17 protein-coding genes are annotated in these 15,812 nt (G+C 46.6%); all 17 read left to right on the top strand.

Annotated features, from left to right (window positions below; all coding sequences use genetic code 11):
* The first annotated feature begins 10 nt into the window (after positions 1-10).
* Positions 11-862, top strand: a complete 852-nt coding sequence (gene mreC / locus DW769_RS06985; protein WP_055228139.1) for a rod shape-determining protein MreC — start codon at positions 11-13, stop codon at positions 860-862.
* On the top strand, positions 863-1,390 hold the full coding sequence (gene mreD / locus DW769_RS06980) for a rod shape-determining protein MreD (RefSeq protein WP_022462850.1): 528 nt from the start codon (positions 863-865) through the stop codon (positions 1,388-1,390).
* Positions 1,375-4,359 (top strand): penicillin-binding transpeptidase domain-containing protein, encoded by a 2,985-nt coding sequence (locus DW769_RS06975; RefSeq protein WP_118700301.1) that lies wholly within the window; start codon positions 1,375-1,377, stop codon positions 4,357-4,359. The genes mreD and DW769_RS06975 overlap by 16 nt, the downstream gene beginning before the upstream one ends.
* A 129-nt stretch (positions 4,360-4,488) precedes the next feature.
* The gene (minD, locus tag DW769_RS06970) at positions 4,489-5,268 is read left to right on the top strand and encodes a septum site-determining protein MinD (protein ID WP_022462852.1); all 780 of its coding nucleotides are present in this window, start codon (positions 4,489-4,491) and stop codon (positions 5,266-5,268) included.
* A 12-nt stretch (positions 5,269-5,280) separates the two neighbouring features.
* Positions 5,281-5,541: a cell division topological specificity factor MinE gene (locus DW769_RS06965; RefSeq protein WP_022462853.1), complete on the top strand. Its 261-nt coding sequence runs from the start codon at positions 5,281-5,283 to the stop codon at positions 5,539-5,541.
* Complete coding sequence (locus DW769_RS06960; RefSeq protein WP_118700302.1) at positions 5,525-6,721, top strand: FtsW/RodA/SpoVE family cell cycle protein; 1,197 nt, start codon at positions 5,525-5,527, stop codon at positions 6,719-6,721. The genes DW769_RS06965 and DW769_RS06960 overlap by 17 nt, the downstream gene beginning before the upstream one ends.
* Entirely contained in the window at positions 6,696-7,100 is a 405-nt protein-coding gene (gene mgsA / locus DW769_RS06955) for a methylglyoxal synthase (RefSeq protein WP_022462855.1), read from the top strand. Before DW769_RS06960 ends, mgsA begins: the two co-directional genes overlap by 26 nt.
* The gene (locus DW769_RS06950) at positions 7,075-8,160 is read left to right on the top strand and encodes a D-alanyl-D-alanine carboxypeptidase family protein (RefSeq protein WP_242998322.1); all 1,086 of its coding nucleotides are present in this window, start codon (positions 7,075-7,077) and stop codon (positions 8,158-8,160) included. The genes mgsA and DW769_RS06950 overlap by 26 nt, the downstream gene beginning before the upstream one ends.
* A gap of 221 nt (positions 8,161-8,381) precedes the next feature.
* Positions 8,382-8,801 carry a hypothetical protein gene (locus DW769_RS06945; RefSeq protein ID WP_022462857.1) on the top strand — a complete coding sequence of 140 codons (420 nt, stop codon included), beginning with the start codon at positions 8,382-8,384 and terminating at the stop codon, positions 8,799-8,801.
* Positions 8,802-9,006: 205 nt separating this feature from the next.
* Entirely contained in the window at positions 9,007-10,290 is a 1,284-nt protein-coding gene (locus tag DW769_RS06940; protein ID WP_147398221.1) for an HlyD family efflux transporter periplasmic adaptor subunit, read from the top strand.
* A gap of 20 nt (positions 10,291-10,310) precedes the next feature.
* Positions 10,311-11,006 (top strand): YggS family pyridoxal phosphate-dependent enzyme, encoded by a 696-nt coding sequence (locus DW769_RS06935; RefSeq protein ID WP_022462859.1) that lies wholly within the window; start codon positions 10,311-10,313, stop codon positions 11,004-11,006.
* Between the two features lie 89 nt (positions 11,007-11,095).
* The gene (locus tag DW769_RS06930) at positions 11,096-11,707 is read left to right on the top strand and encodes a cell division protein SepF (protein WP_117508927.1); all 612 of its coding nucleotides are present in this window, start codon (positions 11,096-11,098) and stop codon (positions 11,705-11,707) included.
* 133 nt (positions 11,708-11,840) lie between these two features.
* Entirely contained in the window at positions 11,841-12,953 is a 1,113-nt protein-coding gene (gene aroB, locus DW769_RS06925; protein ID WP_118750165.1) for a 3-dehydroquinate synthase, read from the top strand.
* Complete coding sequence (gene lspA, locus DW769_RS06920; RefSeq protein WP_022462862.1) at positions 12,943-13,479, top strand: signal peptidase II; 537 nt, start codon at positions 12,943-12,945, stop codon at positions 13,477-13,479. The genes aroB and lspA overlap by 11 nt, the downstream gene beginning before the upstream one ends.
* Entirely contained in the window at positions 13,472-14,401 is a 930-nt protein-coding gene (locus DW769_RS06915) for an RluA family pseudouridine synthase (RefSeq protein ID WP_117801150.1), read from the top strand. The genes lspA and DW769_RS06915 overlap by 8 nt, the downstream gene beginning before the upstream one ends.
* 173 nt (positions 14,402-14,574) lie before the next feature.
* A complete protein-coding gene (locus DW769_RS06910; protein WP_117508930.1) occupies positions 14,575-15,213 on the top strand; it encodes a cytidylate kinase-like family protein in 639 nt (212 codons plus the stop codon).
* A 75-nt stretch (positions 15,214-15,288) separates the two neighbouring features.
* Positions 15,289-15,729: a D-aminoacyl-tRNA deacylase gene (gene dtd / locus DW769_RS06905; protein ID WP_022462865.1), complete on the top strand. Its 441-nt coding sequence runs from the start codon at positions 15,289-15,291 to the stop codon at positions 15,727-15,729.
* Positions 15,730-15,812 lie beyond the last annotated feature (83 nt).

Raw genomic sequence — 15,812 nt, 5'->3', positions numbered from 1 at the left:
AGGACCCGCTATGAATAAGAAGAAAAAATTTCAGCTAAAAAGCAAACATTTACTTTTCATCATGACGTTCCTGTGTCTCTCCGGCATTTTAGGCAGTGCAGCAGACAAAATGCCGGTCACGCCGATCCGGGAAGCCGCAGGCTTTGTGATCATCCCGTTTCAGAACGGAATTAACCAGATCGGTGCGTATTTGACAGACTGTCTGACCGGTTTCCAGAACGTCAAAAAACTGTCTGCCGAGAAAGAGGAGCTTGAACAGAAGGTCACGGATCTGACTGAGGAAAACAATCAGCTTGTACAGGAGCAGCAGGAGCTGCAGCGTCTTCAGGAGCTGTATCAGCTGGACCAGTCCTACTCGGAATATGAAAAAGTAGCAGCACAGGTCATCTCAAAGGATCCGGGCAACTGGTATGATACCTTTGTCATCAACAAAGGATCAAATGACGGGATTCAGAAAGATATGAACGTTATTGCAGACGGCGGCCTTGTTGGACTTGTTGAGGAGGTAAGTTCCAATTCCGCTACTGTCCGCTCTATCATTGATGACTCCAGTTCCGTGAGCGCCATGACAGCATCTACCTCGGATACGTGTATTGTATCGGGTGATCTGCGCCTGATCAGCGACGGAAAGCTTGCCTTTTCCCAGCTGAATACAACCGACACGGTAGCTGAGGGCGAAAAGATTGTGACATCGAACATCAGTGATAAATACCTCCGCGGTATTCTGATCGGCTATGTCAGTGAAATCACCGAGGACTCCAATCACCTGACGAAAAAGGGATACATCATTCCTGTTGTGGATTTTCAACATATTCAGGAAGTTCTCGTGATCAAAGAATTAAAACAGCAGGGAGGAGAGTAAATGCGCAGAAAAATCACGCTTGCCTTTCTGATTCTGGCAGCTTTCCTGTTACAGACAACTGTATTTCAGTATTTTCAGATCGCGTCCGTAACGCCGAACCTTCTTCTGATTCTGACGTCCGCCTTTGGGCTGATGCGCGGAAAAAAAGAGGGACTGATGGTCGGATTTTTCAGCGGCCTGATGATTGATCTGTTCTACGGCAGCCTGTTTGGATTTTACGCACTGCTCTACATGTATATCGGTTATCTGAATGGCTTTTTCTGCAAAGTCTTCTATGACGATGATATTAAGGTACACATTGTACTGGTCGCTGCCAGCGATCTTGTCTACAGTCTGCTGATGTATGTGCTGCAGTTCCTGCTGCGCGTGCGCCTGCACTTTTTCGATTATCTGGCGCATATTATTCTGCCGGAAATGGTATACACGGTAGTGCTCTCCATTCTGCTTTACCGGCTTTTATTTATCATCAACCGTAAACTGACCGAAAATGAAATGGAAGGACAACAGTCGCCATGGCTAAGAAGATAAGAAAACTTTTCCGCAGACTCGGTGAAAACCGCACCCTATTGCTTGGTGTGGTTTTCCTTGCTATGTTTGCCGTCCTGATCGGAAGACTTTTTATCCTGCAGGTGGTGCATGGAGAAGAGTATGCGGATAATTTTGAACTGCAAATCACAAAAACCAGAACCCTTGATAGTACAAGAGGAAATATTTATGACCGGAACGGAAAACTGATCGCTGGAAATAAGGTTTCCTACTCCGTAACCATCGAGGATAACGGAACGTACAACACGACAAAAGAACGTATTCTCTCTCTGAACGCAGAACTCTATCGTCTCTGTAAGCTGATTCGTGCAAACGGAGACTCGATTGACACCAGCACCTTCCCGATTGAAGTGGATGAGAACGGTGCGTTTGTTTTTACAGGTGAAGAGGGAACAACCCGCGACCGTTTCCGTGCAGACATTTATGGACAGAAGAAAATCGACGATATGACGGCAGAACAGAAGAGTTCCAGTGCCGAAACGCTGATGACATTTCTTGCCGGACCGGACGGCTTTGGCCTGGATGCCTATTCTGACGATGAAAAATACGCATATTCTGCCAAAGATTTTGAAGAGTATGGTCTTCCATACCAGACAGACGAATCCGGAAATGCGGTCCTTTCTCTTTCCAATCAGGAGCGTCTGGAAATTCTGGTGATCCGCTATAAGATGAAACAGACGAATTATCAGAAGTATGTCCGCGTGACAGTTGCTTCCGGCGTCAGCAGCAATACAACTGCATCGATTGCAGAGAATGAAGATGTTCTGCAGGGTGTCAGCATTTCGGAAGACTCCGAGCGTGTATATTATGACGGAAAGTATTTTTCCTCTCTGATCGGTTATACGGGCCAGGCGTCCTCAGACGAGCTGACAGAACTGAATGAAGAGCTGAAGAGCCAGGGAAAAGAAGAAACGTATTCCACGGAATCCATCGTCGGAAAATCTGGTCTGGAACAGTATATGGAGACAATCCTTCAGGGAACCGACGGATCAGAAGAGATTATCGTTAATAACGTCGGAAAAGAGCTGGAAACGGTAGAAGGATCCCTGGTTGAGCCAAAACAGGGAAATAACGTCTATCTTTCGATTGATTATGACCTGCAGATTGCGGTATATAAAATTCTGGAACAGAGAATTGCCGGCATTCTGAAACAGTATCTGAGTGATGTAAAATCCGTTGATACCTCAACACTTGCCAATACGGATGCCGTTCCGATTCCAATTTACGATGTATACAATGCACTGATCGAAAACAGCACGATTGATATTTCCCATTTCTCGGCGGCGGATGCCACGGAGCGTGAGCAGCGGATCTATGCACTGTTCCAGCAGAAGCTCCAGCAGGTGCTTGCCGAGATTACGCAGGAACTGACCGTTGAAACAGCAACCGTTTACAACGACCTCAGCGATGAAATGCAGGAATATGAGACCTTCATCGTGGATAAGCTGCTTTCCAGTACGATGGGTATTCTTTCTTCAACAGCAATTGATGAGAAAGACGCCACCCATCAGGCATGGAATGACGGAACGATTTCTCTTCGTGATTATCTGACGTATGCGGCAAGCCAGAACTGGATTGATGTCTCAGCACTGACGCAGGATGATGCCTACCTGGATTCTCAGGAGGTTTATCAGAAGCTGACGGAGGTTATTCTGGACCGTCTGGCAAACAATACAACATTTGCAAAAAAGATGTATCACTATATGCTGCTGCAGGATATGCTCGATGGCTATGATATCTGCAATCTGATGTATGATCAGAACCTTCTGACGAAAGAGGATGACGATTATGCCGCTTATGTTGCAGGAAATATGACACCGTTCCAGCTTCTGTCCGATAAAATCGCCAAACTGGAAATCACCCCGGCACAGCTTGCACTCGATCCGTGTTCCGGTTCTGCTGTCATTACGGACCCGAATACCGGTGCTATTTTAGCCTGTGTTTCCTATCCTGGCTACGACAACAACCGCCTGGCAAACCAGATGGATACCGCATACTGGGCAAAATTGAATACCGATGAATCCAGCCCGCTGTACAACAAAGCAACCCAGCAGAAGACGGCTCCTGGTTCCACCTTTAAACCGCTGATGGCGGTTGCCGGATTAAGCGAAGGCATAATTACTCCGACCAGTACCATCAACTGCAACGGTCTGTTCGGGGAAGGACTTGTCAACGAATCTGACTATGTCCACTGCCATCAGTTGAGCGGCCACGGAGATCTGAACATTGTCGGTGCCATCCAGAACTCCTGCAACGTGTTCTTCTGTACGCTTGGATATCGTCTGGGACTCGATGAGAACGGCACCTTTAAACAGAAGCGCTCTCTGGAAATGATCCAGAAATATGCCGATATGTTTAAGCTGGATGAAAAGACTGGAATCGAAATTTCGGAAACCGATCCGAATGTAACCGATTCCCTCCCGATCCCTTCCTCGATTGGTCAGGGTACCAACAACTATACAACGACACAGCTTGCACGCTATGTCACAACGATTGCAAATTCCGGTACGGTTTATAATCTTTCCCTTCTGCAGAAAGCAACGGATTCGGATGGCAATGACATCGATATGGGCGCAGATTTCGGCCCGACGGTAAATTCAGAAATGGATGTTGATTCCAACATCTGGGATCTGGTACACGAAGGCATGCGAAAAGTAATCAGCGTATCCAATGCGACCATTTTCCCGGAATCCTGGCCGGTAGAGCTTTCCGGAAAAACCGGTACCGCGCAGGAAGACCGTACACGTGCAAACCATGGACTGTTTATCGGCTTCTCTCACTATGAGAGCAGAGACGATATTGCTCTTGCCGTCCGCATTCCGTTTGGATATTCTTCTATGAACGCAGAGTTGGTAGCTAAGGATATCTTAGATTATTACTATGGCCTCTCAGACGATATTCTGTCCGGTCAGGCAAACTCCAACGGTGTTGCAAGCGTGAGAGCAGACTAAGGAATTTTTCCGGCAGAAACGAAGCCTGGGAAGAAAGCTGCAAAAGAGAAAGGATGCGTTTTTAAACAAAGGTTTGGACGCATCCTGTGGCATGAAAATGCAGAACAGTTTTCAACAAGGAGGTTCCAGATGAGTGAAGTCATTGTAATTACATCAGGAAAAGGCGGCGTCGGAAAGACGACAACCGCAGCAAATATCGGAATCGGGCTGGCACAGCTTGGAAAGAAAGTTGTGATGGTAGATACCGACATCGGTCTTCGAAACCTGGATGTCGTGCTCGGCCTTGAAAACCGGATTGTCTACAATCTTGTGGATGTTGTGGAGGGCAACTGCCGGATGAAGCAGGCGCTAATCCGCGACAAACGGTACGAGCAGCTCTACCTTCTCCCGTCTGCCCAGACGAGGGACAAGACAAGCGTAACGCCCGAGCAGATGAAAAAACTCTGCGATGAATTAAAACAGAGCTTTGATTTTGTTCTTCTTGACTGTCCGGCAGGCATTGAGCAGGGATTTGCAAATGCAGTTGCCGGTGCCAATAAGGCAATTGTTGTGACTACGCCGGAGGTTTCGGCCATCCGGGACGCGGACCGCATCATCGGCCTTCTGGAGGCGCAGGATCTGAGGGATATCTCTCTTGTCATCAATCGTATCCGGCCGGATATGGTAAAACGCGGTGAAATGATGTCGGTGGATGATGTACAGGAAATTCTTGCTGTTCCGCTGCTCGGCATTCTGCCCGATGATGAGCAGGTGGTAATCGCCACCAACCAGGGCGAAGCGATCGCTGGAAGCGGTTCCAAGGCAGGAGAAGCCTTTACGAATATCAGCCACAGGATCCTCGGGGAGAGTGTTCCCTACTTGGATCTTGACAGCAAAAAGGGATTTTTCCGCCGCGTATTCGGGCGATAGGAGGGAACTGGTATGGGTTTATTTTCAGGCAGAAAGCCGCACTCCGGCCTCGTTGCAAAAGAACGTCTGTCCAATCTTTTAATGGCAGAACGTCTGAACTGTTCTCCGGCATCGCTTCAGATGCTGAAAAATGATCTTTCTGCTGCTGCAGGAAAATACCTTACCGTTGAGGCGGATGAAATTTCCGTCACCATTACACAAACAACCCCTGTCATACTGACAGCGAAAATACCATTAAAAAGAAACGAGGAGTATCATGTTAAGACGATATAAGCTGAAAAATTATAATTTCCGGCTGGTCATTCTTCTGATTGCCATCAGCATTATTGGTGTGCTTCTGATCGGAAGTGCAGACAGTGCAGACCAGAAAAAACAGGCCATCGGAGTCGTATTGGGCGTAGTCATCATGATTATTGTCTCTTTGCTTGACTATAGCTGGCTTCTGAATTTTTACTGGGTTCTTTACATCGGAAATCTGATGATGCTTGGCGTTCTTTATCTCGGCGGTTCTACCGCAAAAAACACGTTTGGTGCGACCCGTTGGATTCAGATCGGAAGCTTTCAGTTTCAGCCGACCGAGCTGTCAAAAATCTTTCTGATCATGTTTTTTGCGATGTTTCTGATGAAGCATGAAGAAGATCTGAATACGGCGAAAACCATTTTTACCGCGATCGGGCTTCTGATTCCGCCGCTCGTTATGATTTACCGTCAGCCGGATTTGAAAAATACGATTACGGTCATGGTTCTGTTCTGCTTTATGATGTATGTGGCGGGCTTAAGCTACAAAGTTATCGCCGTTGTTCTGGTTTCCGGTTCAGCACTGGTACTTGCGTTTCTGCTTGTCATTACGCAGGTGAATTTCCAGCTTCCGGCGGCTCTTGACAAGACGATTGGTTATCAGCTTGGGCGAATTCAGGACTGGTTAAGCGATGATGCCGACAACGCCGACGGCCGTCTCCAGCAGCAGAATTCCATTACAGCCATCGGTTCCGGAAAGCTGACCGGAAAAGGACTCAACAACAATAAAGTTTCTTCCGCAAATAAGGGAAATTTCGTTTCCCAGAACCATAATGACTTTATTTTTGCAGTGGCAGGAGAGGAACTTGGTTTCTTTGGATGCTGCGGAATCATCCTGCTCCTGTTCCTGATTCTCGTCGAATGCATCCGGACTTCCCGGAAAGCAAAAGATCTGTCAGGAACGTTGATCTGCTGCGGTATGGCAGGACTCATTGCCTTTCAGAGCTTTCTGAATATCAGTGTTGCAACCGGAATCCTGCCGAACACCGGTACACCGCTTCCGTTCGTCAGCTATGGACTGACCTCCCTTGTAACACTTTACATCGGAATGGGGCTTGTCCTGAATGTCGGACTGCAGAACCGGGATTTTGTAACCAGAAACTATGAATTACTAAGGAGGAAAACCATCAATGAACATCGGATTGATCGCGCATGATGCAAAAAAAACGCTGCTTCAGAACTTGTGTATCGCCTACCGCTCGGTACTTGCCAAGCATACTCTTTACGCAACCGGAACTTCCGGCCGTCTGGTAGAAGAGGCAACCGGACTTAACGTCCGCAAATATCTGGCTGGACACGTTGGAGGCGTTCAGCAGATGGGTTCTCAGATTGAACAGAATGATCTGGATCTTGTGATTTTCCTGCGGGATCCGGAACAGCCGAAACAGCATGAGCCGGATGTCCATCGGATTATCCGTCTCTGCGACGTACACAGCATTCCGCTTGCCACCAATCTTGCAACGGCAGAAATGCTGATCAAATCATTAGACAGAGGAGAAATGGACTGGCGTGAAATCTACCGGAGAAACGACTAATACTACAGAAAAAGAACAGAAACTGCCTGTAACGGAGAAAAACGGGACTGCTCCGGAAAAAACCGAACATATTTTAAACCGCCTGATCATCGGCGCGGGTGTCTGTGTTGCTGTTATTGCGGTTCTGATCGGTGTGAAACTGTACCGTCAGGACCGCCAGATGGACATTACAGAGCCGTTTGCGCGAAGTATGGTGCTCGCCTCCGATCCGCTTTCGGCAGAAAAACGGTTTCAGGCTGAAACGCTCTCTGCCGATCTCTGTGTCGGTGAGACGAGCGTACCGCTGAATGATATCTCGTTTTCTTCACAGGTAAAGGCCGGACTGTTTGATCTGGATCACAAAAAAGTATTGTTCGCGCAGAATATGTATGATCAGGTCTACCCAGCCAGCATCACGAAGATCATGACGGCTCTCCTTGCCATGGAATACAACCAGCCGGATACGCAGGTAACGATCACAGAAGAGGATCTTGCGCTGGAAGATGGATCCCAGATGAGTGGACTGGCCGTGGGCGATACGGTAACGATGGATCAGCTTTTCCATGCATTGTTGATTTATTCTGCCAACGATGCTGCTATGGCGATTGCCCGCCAGGTAGGCGGAAGTGTAGAGAATTTCGTTCAGATGATGAACGATAAGGCAGCTTCCCTTGCCATGACCGGTACGCATTTTGCAAACCCGCACGGTCTTCACAATGAGAATCATTACACTACTGCATATGATGTTTATCTGATGCTGTATGCTGCCTATCAGCATACGGAATTCCAGAATACGATGTCAATGTCTTCCTACACGCTGAACATGACGCATGCGGACGGTACGGCGGGAACGATCTATTTAAGCTCCACGGACAAATATCTGACCGGAGAGAAAAACGCACCGGAAAATGTGACGGTGCTCGGCGGAAAAACCGGAACGACCGATGAGGCCGGTTCCTGCCTGGCACTGGTATCCCAGAATGCATACGGAGAACCGTTTATCTCTGTCATTCTTCATGCATCAACAAAAGTGGAACTGTACGAGGACATGAACACTCTTCTTTCCAATATCAACTCCTGACGTAATCTTTTTGCAATCCCCCGGACGGCGTTTTTTCTGCCTATCCGGGAGATTGTCGTATCCGTTCAGAAAAACAGAGCTCCTTTCCCTGCGAATTAGAAGATTTTTCAGAATTTTTTCATTTTACCATTGAAAACGTTGGTGAATTGTACTATAATTAAACCATGAACTTAAAGGTTTTTGGTGAAAATATCTTATTCTAATCTAAGGAGGAAACTGCTATGGTTCAATTAATTGTAGGCAAGAAGGGAAAAGGCAAAACAAAACAGCTGTTAGACAAAGTAAATGCAGAGGTAAAAACCGCAAACGGAAATATCGTGTATATTGACAAGAGCACAAAGCACATGTTTGAATTAAACAACAAAGTACGTCTGATTTCCGCAACCGACTATCCTCTGAAAAACAGTGATGAATTTATCGGATTTATCTGCGGTATCGTTTCTCAGGACCACGATCTCGCAAGCGTTTATCTCGACAGCTTCCTGAAAGTAGCAAAACTGGAAGGAGAGGACATCACAGATTGTGTTGAACAGCTGGAAGGCATTGGCAAGCAGTATAACATTACCTTCGTATTAAGTGTCTCCATGGATAAAGAAGAGCTTCCGGAAGGCATGCAGGATAAGATTATCGTTGCACTGTAACCAAAACTGTATTATAATAATTGCATAGCGACAAAACCAAAGGACGGCGCTTACGGCACCGTCCTTTTAGCGCATGGATTAAACAATAAAAGGAGCATACATTTTGTCTAAGCAGAAAAAGAACAGCCGCCGGCATTCGAGAATCCGTTTCCCTTTTCCAGCGTTGAATATTGGAAATATCATCTTTGGAGCCCTTTTTTTCTATATGGCAGTTTCACTTTTCTTTTACCTGACCGCCGATCATATCAAATCTTTTCAGGTTGTGCAGGGAACTTTATCCCGGAATGATACCTATACCGCATTCGCCATGCGGACAGAGAGTGTGCAGCTTTCCTCCGGCAGCGGATATGTTCAGTTCTATACCCCAAATGCATCGAAAATCAGCCGCGGAAGCGCTGTTTATGGGATTTCCGCAACAGAAAATGCCGATACCTCTGGTATTTCGGCAGATGCGGCAACGAGAACGTCGCTTCGTTCCTCGCTCGCACGTTTTTCTTCTGATTATGATTCCAGTTCCTTTTCCGGCATTTATCAGCTGAAAACAGAACTTTCCGCAAAGCTGCTTGCCGCTGCCGCTGAAAACGGAGATTCCTCATCACAGACGATATTTTATGCAGATCAGGACGGTGTTGTCGTCTACGGCAGTGATGGATATGAAAGCTATACGGAGGACAGCCTTACGCCGGAGCTTTTCTCTACGAAAGCCTCTGTGGTTTCCTTTGATTCCGGCGCGCAGACGGAGCCTGGAAATGCAGTATACCGTCTGGTGACAGATGAGCAGTGGGAAATTGCCGTTCCGGTGACGAATAAGCAGGTCGTTACACTTTCCAATTTCAGTACGATAAAAGTTAAATTTCTGAAAGACGGAAAAACACAGACGGGAACACTGAATCTAAAGTCCATTAACGATCAGAACTATGCTGTCATTTCGTTTACAAGCGGGATGATCCGTTATGCGGAAGACCGTTTTCTTTCAATAGAGCTGGTCACAAACACTGGAAGCGGACTGAAAATTCCAAATACTGCCATCACGGAAAAAGATTTCTATAAAATCCCGGCGCAGATGCTCGTACAGGGCGGAGACAGCAATTCTTCCGGTTTCCTGCGGGAAAAGACCGATAAAAAAGGAAATGTCATGCTGGATGATAACGGACAGCCGGTGACAGAATTTGTAAACGCCACGATCTATGAGCAGGTCAATGATGAAAATGATAATCCGGTCGAATATTACGTCGACATGGCCGCTTTTAATGATGGAGATATACTTCGTGCACAGGATTCCGCCACAACGTATCAGATTGGAGAAACGGTTCCGCTGCAGGGTGTTTACTGCATCAACAAAGGATATGCTGTATTCCGCAAAATTCAGATCATCGATCAGAATGCGGAGTATTCTATCATAAAAAAACAAACGCAATACGGCATTTCGCAGTATGATTATATTGTGGAAAATGCATCCACCGTCAGTGAAGAAGATATTGTGCATTAAATACTGGAGGTTAGAAAGATATGCTGAAAGAGAACTATGAAGAAGTCCAGAAGAAAATTACAGAAGCCTGCAAAAGAGCCGGACGGAACCGGGAGGAAGTTACCCTGATTGCGGTCAGCAAGACAAAACCGGTCGAAATGCTTTCCGAAATCTATGATCTTGGCGAACGCAATTTCGGTGAAAACAAAGTGCAGGAGCTGACAGAAAAAGAGGAAGTGCTGCCAAAGGATATCCACTGGCACATGATCGGTCATCTGCAGCGGAATAAAGTAAAATACATTGCAGGAAAAGTTGCCCTGATTCATTCTGTCGATTCTCTTCGTCTGGCAAAAACGATCAGTGAGGAAGCGGTAAAGCACAACTGCGAAATCCCGATCCTGATCGAGGTAAACGTTGCCGGCGAGGAAAGCAAGTTTGGTGTCTCCGTAGAGGAAACCCTTCCATTGATTGAAGAAATCGCAAAACTTCCGGCAATTCATGTGGAGGGACTTATGACCATTGCACCGTATGTGGAAGATCCAGAAGAAAATCGTCCGGTTTTTCGCAAATTAAAGGAATTAAGTGTTGACATTGCCGCCAAAAACATTAATAATGTACGTATGGCCATTTTGAGCATGGGCATGACCGGCGATTACGAAGTAGCAGTAGAAGAAGGCGCCACTTTAGTACGGGTTGGAACCGGAGTCTTTGGCGAACGGGATTACAGTAAAAGATAACGGGAAGCCTTTCCAAGAAGAGTGACCCCGCGCATTCTGCACGGCTGTCTGGCCAAATGCCACAGGACTAAAAATAGGAGAGTATAAGAATGAGTGTTTTAGACAAATTTCTGGATGCCATCCGGCTGAACGACGATTACGAGGAAGAGGATGCTGATTCGGATAGCTTCTTCGATGAAGAAGACGATGATATAGAAGAAAAACCAAAGAAACGTTTCTTCCGTAAACTGGAGAACGAGGATGAGGACGAAGAGGAAGAGCTGCAGGCGAAACCGGTTCACACTGCACCGCGTAAACAGCCGGCGCCAAAGACCACCGCTTCAAGCCAGGCTGCTGCTGCACGAGCTCCAAAGCCAGCTGCCCCGGTTTCCTCGAAAGTTACTCCAATGAGAAAGAAAGCAGGTGCATTAAATATGGAAGTATGCGTCATCAAACCGGCTTCCATGGAGGATACCCGTGAAATCGCGGATACGCTTCTGGCCGGATGTACCGTTGTCCTTAACTTAGAAGGCATTGATGTGGATATTGCCCAGAGAATCATTGATTTCTGCTGTGGTGCATGCTACTGCATGAGCGGAAGTCTGCAGAAAGTTTCCAGCTATATTTTCATCCTGACACCGTCCAGTGTAGAAATTTCCGGCGACATCCAGGATATCTTAAGCGGAGCTTTTGATCTTCCAAATATCCGTACCGATTATTAAAGAAATTTATCTTTGCAGTAAATTAAAATGGATCCACTGGATCAATTATTGATTTACTTAGTAACAAAGGAAAAGCATCAGATGCAGGATTCTGATGCTTTTTTCATGAAAGAACATACAGGAGGCATAATTTATGAAAACACTTACCGTTAAAAGAGAAGGCACATCTACTGAATTTTCTTATGAAATTGTCTGGGACGGCAGCTACGAACGCCTCGCCGGCTGTGTGGAGAACTTAAAACTCCCTGCAAAAAAGGCCTGCATTGTCACAGACAGCACGGTTTCAGAACTGTATCTGGAAGAGGTAAAAAATGTACTGTCCCCGCTGTTTGAGACCGTAACCGCATTTGTTTTCCCGGCTGGTGAAGCAAGCAAAAATCTGGATACCGTCAAAGATCTGTACACGCATCTGATTGAAAACCACTTTGAGAGAAAAGACATTTTATTCGCACTCGGCGGCGGTGTCGTTGGGGATCTGACCGGCTATGCGGCGGCAACGTATCTGCGCGGCATTGATTTCATCCAGCTTCCGACGACACTGCTTGCACAGGTAGATTCCAGCGTTGGAGGAAAAACGGGCGTCGATTTCGACCAGTACAAAAATATGGTCGGTGCATTCCATCATCCACGTCTTGTCTATATGAATATGGCAACCTTAAAATCCCTGAACGGCGATCAGTTTGCCTGCGGTATGGGAGAAGTCCTGAAAACAGGTCTGATCCGCGATGAAAAATTCTACGTCTGGACCATCAATCACATGTCTGAGATCGAAGAGCGGATTGAGCCGGTATTAACGAAAATGATTCAGAAATGCTGCGATATCAAACGCCAGGTTGTAGAAAATGACCCAACAGAACAGGGAGAGCGTGCCGTTTTAAATCTTGGCCATACGATCGGTCATGCCATTGAAAAGCTCAAGAACTTCGAACTGCTCCATGGCCAGTGCGTTGCACTTGGAACCGTTGCTGCTGCCTATATTTCCTACAAGAGAAGTTATCTCTCCAATGAAGAGTTTTACGAGATTCGTGATATGAACGTCGGTTTCTATCTGCCAATCACCGTGGACGGCCTGAAATCGGAAGATATTCTGGCTGCAACAAAATCGGACAAGAAAATGGAACAGGGTACGATCAAATTCATCCTTCTGGAGTCTGTCGGCCATGCTGTGGTGGACCGCACGGTTACAGATGAAGAAATGCTGGAAGCTATCAATTCTATTAATGGAGATCTGATCGATGAAGAGTAAAAAACTTTCTCCGCTGGCCGTTTATCTGGTTTGCGCGGCAGCGATTGTCCTTCTGCTTGCAGCAGATCAGTATACAAAATCACTGGCAGTGCAGTATCTGAAGGACCAGCCGTCGATCGAGCTCATTCCAGGGGTTTTGGAGCTGTTTTATCTGGAAAACCGCGGTATGGCATTCGGACTTCTGCAGGATCAGTACTGGCTGTTTGCTATGATGACGGTATTGTTTCTGATCGTCATGGTGATCGTCTTTTACAAGCTTCCAAAGACACGCCGCTTTTTACCGCTTTTTGCCGTGCTGACTGTTCTGACGGCTGGTGCGGTCGGAAATTTTTACGATCGTTTTCTGAATCACTATGTCGTTGATTTCATCTACGTTTCGCTGATCAACTTTCCGGTTTTTAACGTAGCTGATATTTATGTCACCGTATCGGTCGCTGTCTTTTTACTGCTGTATCTGTTGTACTACAAGGACGAAGACTTCGCATTTCTGCATAAAAACGCCAAAAAGGAGGAGTCCGATGGCTGAAGAAGAACGGATTTTGGAAGTTACACCGGATTTTGACGGAAAACGGATTGATCAGTGCCTGGCCGCATCTTTTTCGGACTGTTCCCGTTCTTTTCTGCAGAAGCTTTTAAAAGACGGAAAGGTTTCGATCAACGGAAAAACGCAGAAAGCAAGCAGTAAGGTTGCCGCCGGTGATGCCGTTCTGGTGCTTCTGCCGGAACCGGAAGAACTGAACGTGGAGCCAGAAAACATTCCGCTTGATATTCTGTACGAGGATGATGATCTTCTGGTCGTCAATAAGCCCAAGGGGATGGTCGTACATCCGGCGGCAGGCCACAGCAGCGGAACACTGGTCAATGCGGTTCTGTATCACTGCCGCGGAAATCTCTCCGGCATCAACGGCGTTCTGCGCCCCGGAATCGTCCACAGAATCGATATGGACACAACGGGTGCCCTGGTTATCTGTAAGAGCGATTTCGCCCACCAGAGCCTCGCAGAACAGCTCTCTGTACATTCCATTACCCGAAAGTACCGGGCAATTGTCCATGGGAATCTGAAAGAGGACGAGGGAACCGTGCGCGGTGCAATCGGCCGCCATCCGACAGACCGGAAAAAGATGGCGATTAACGAACGGAACGGAAAACCGGCGGTCACACATTACCGTGTGCTGGAACGCTTTGGAAATTATACGTATATTGAATGCCAGCTGGAAACCGGCCGGACGCATCAGATCCGTGTCCATATGGCAAGTATCGGGCATCCGCTGCTTGGCGATGCGGTTTATGGCCCGAAGAAATGCCCGGTGAAAAACCTGCAGGGACAGACGCTGCATGCGATGGTACTTGGATTTATCCATCCACGGACCGGTGCCTATATGGAGTTTGAGGCGCCGATTCCGGAATATTTTTCCAATCTGTTGCTGCAGTTTCGAAAAAATGTCTGAAACCGCTTAAAAAGAATGATATTTTAAAAAGTATATAGTTAATTTGTATAAGTTTTATCAAAATGTTCTGTACTTTCTGTGAATTCTGTAGTATACTGGATGTAACGAAAAAACGCGAGTTACTACATCTGTGAAAGCAGATTATTGTGACGGAATGGAAAGGAGCGGATTATATGAAAACTATCATAACGATTGGACGTCAGTACGGAAGCGCCGGACATTCCATTGGTAAGATTTTAGCGGATGACCTGGGAATTAAGTACTATGACAAAGAGCTGCTGGAGAGAGCAGCAAAGGACAGCGGATTATGCCAGGAATTGTTCGAAAACCACGATGAAAAACCAACCAACAGCTTTTTATACTCTCTGGTTATGGACAGTTACTCCTTCGGCTATGGATCTACCATGATGGATATGCCGCTGAACCAGAAGGTATTTCTGGCACAGTTTGATGCCATCAAGAAGATTTCGCAGGACGGTCCGTGTGTCATCGTAGGCCGCTGTGCAGATTATGCACTGGAGGAAAATCCGAACGTGCTGAGCATCTTTATTAAAGCAGATATGCAGGATCGCATCCGCCGTATCGCAAAGCTGTATGATCTTTCCGATGCAAAAGCAAAAGACAAGATCACAAAGATCGACAAACAGCGTGCAAGCTACTACAATTACTACACCAGCAAACGCTGGGGCGAGGTAGACAGCTACGACCTGTGCCTGAACAGCAGTGTATTCGGTATCGATGGAACCGTAGATATGATCAAACAGGCAATTGAAGTTAAAGAAGCGGGAATCCGCAAGATTTTCAGCACCTGATCAAAACAGAACATAGGAGAAACGACCCTCCTCTTAAAAATAAGAGGAGGGTCATTTTATGAAAGGATTTTAAAGATGAGAATTGTTATACAACGTGTAAAAAGAGCAAGTGTTTCGGTGGAAGAGAAGGTTGTCGGATCGATTCAGAAAGGTTTTCTGGTTCTGATCGGTGTCGGCCAGGGGGACGATGAAGCAACAGCAGACAAGTATATGAAAAAACTGCTGGGACTGCGTATTTTTGAAGATGAAAATGGAAAGACGAACAAGTCCCTGGCAGATGTGGATGGACAGCTTCTGATGGTTTCACAGTTTACCCTGTATGCCAACTGTAAAAAAGGAAACCGTCCAAGCTTCACGGAAGCAGGCGAGCCGCACAGAGCAGAAGAACTGTATGAATATATGGTCGCAAAAGCACGGGAACAGGTTCCTGTTGTCGAAACGGGAGTGTTCGGGGCTGAGATGGAAGTATCACTGGTGAATGATGGGCCGTTTACGGTGATCTTAGAGGATCTGTGAAACCTGTTTTTGTCTAGATATAGTGTACCATCATCGTACTGAATTGTTTGTATTTATATAGTTTACATAAAATGATTATGTGA

It is taken from the genome of Blautia sp. AM29-29 (assembly GCF_003480555.1).
In the GTDB taxonomy this organism is placed as follows: Bacteria; Bacillota; Clostridia; order Lachnospirales; family Lachnospiraceae; genus Fusicatenibacter; species Fusicatenibacter saccharivorans.
The sequence above is the reverse complement of the archived record's forward strand: the minus strand, read 5'-3'. Positions and strand labels throughout refer to the sequence as shown.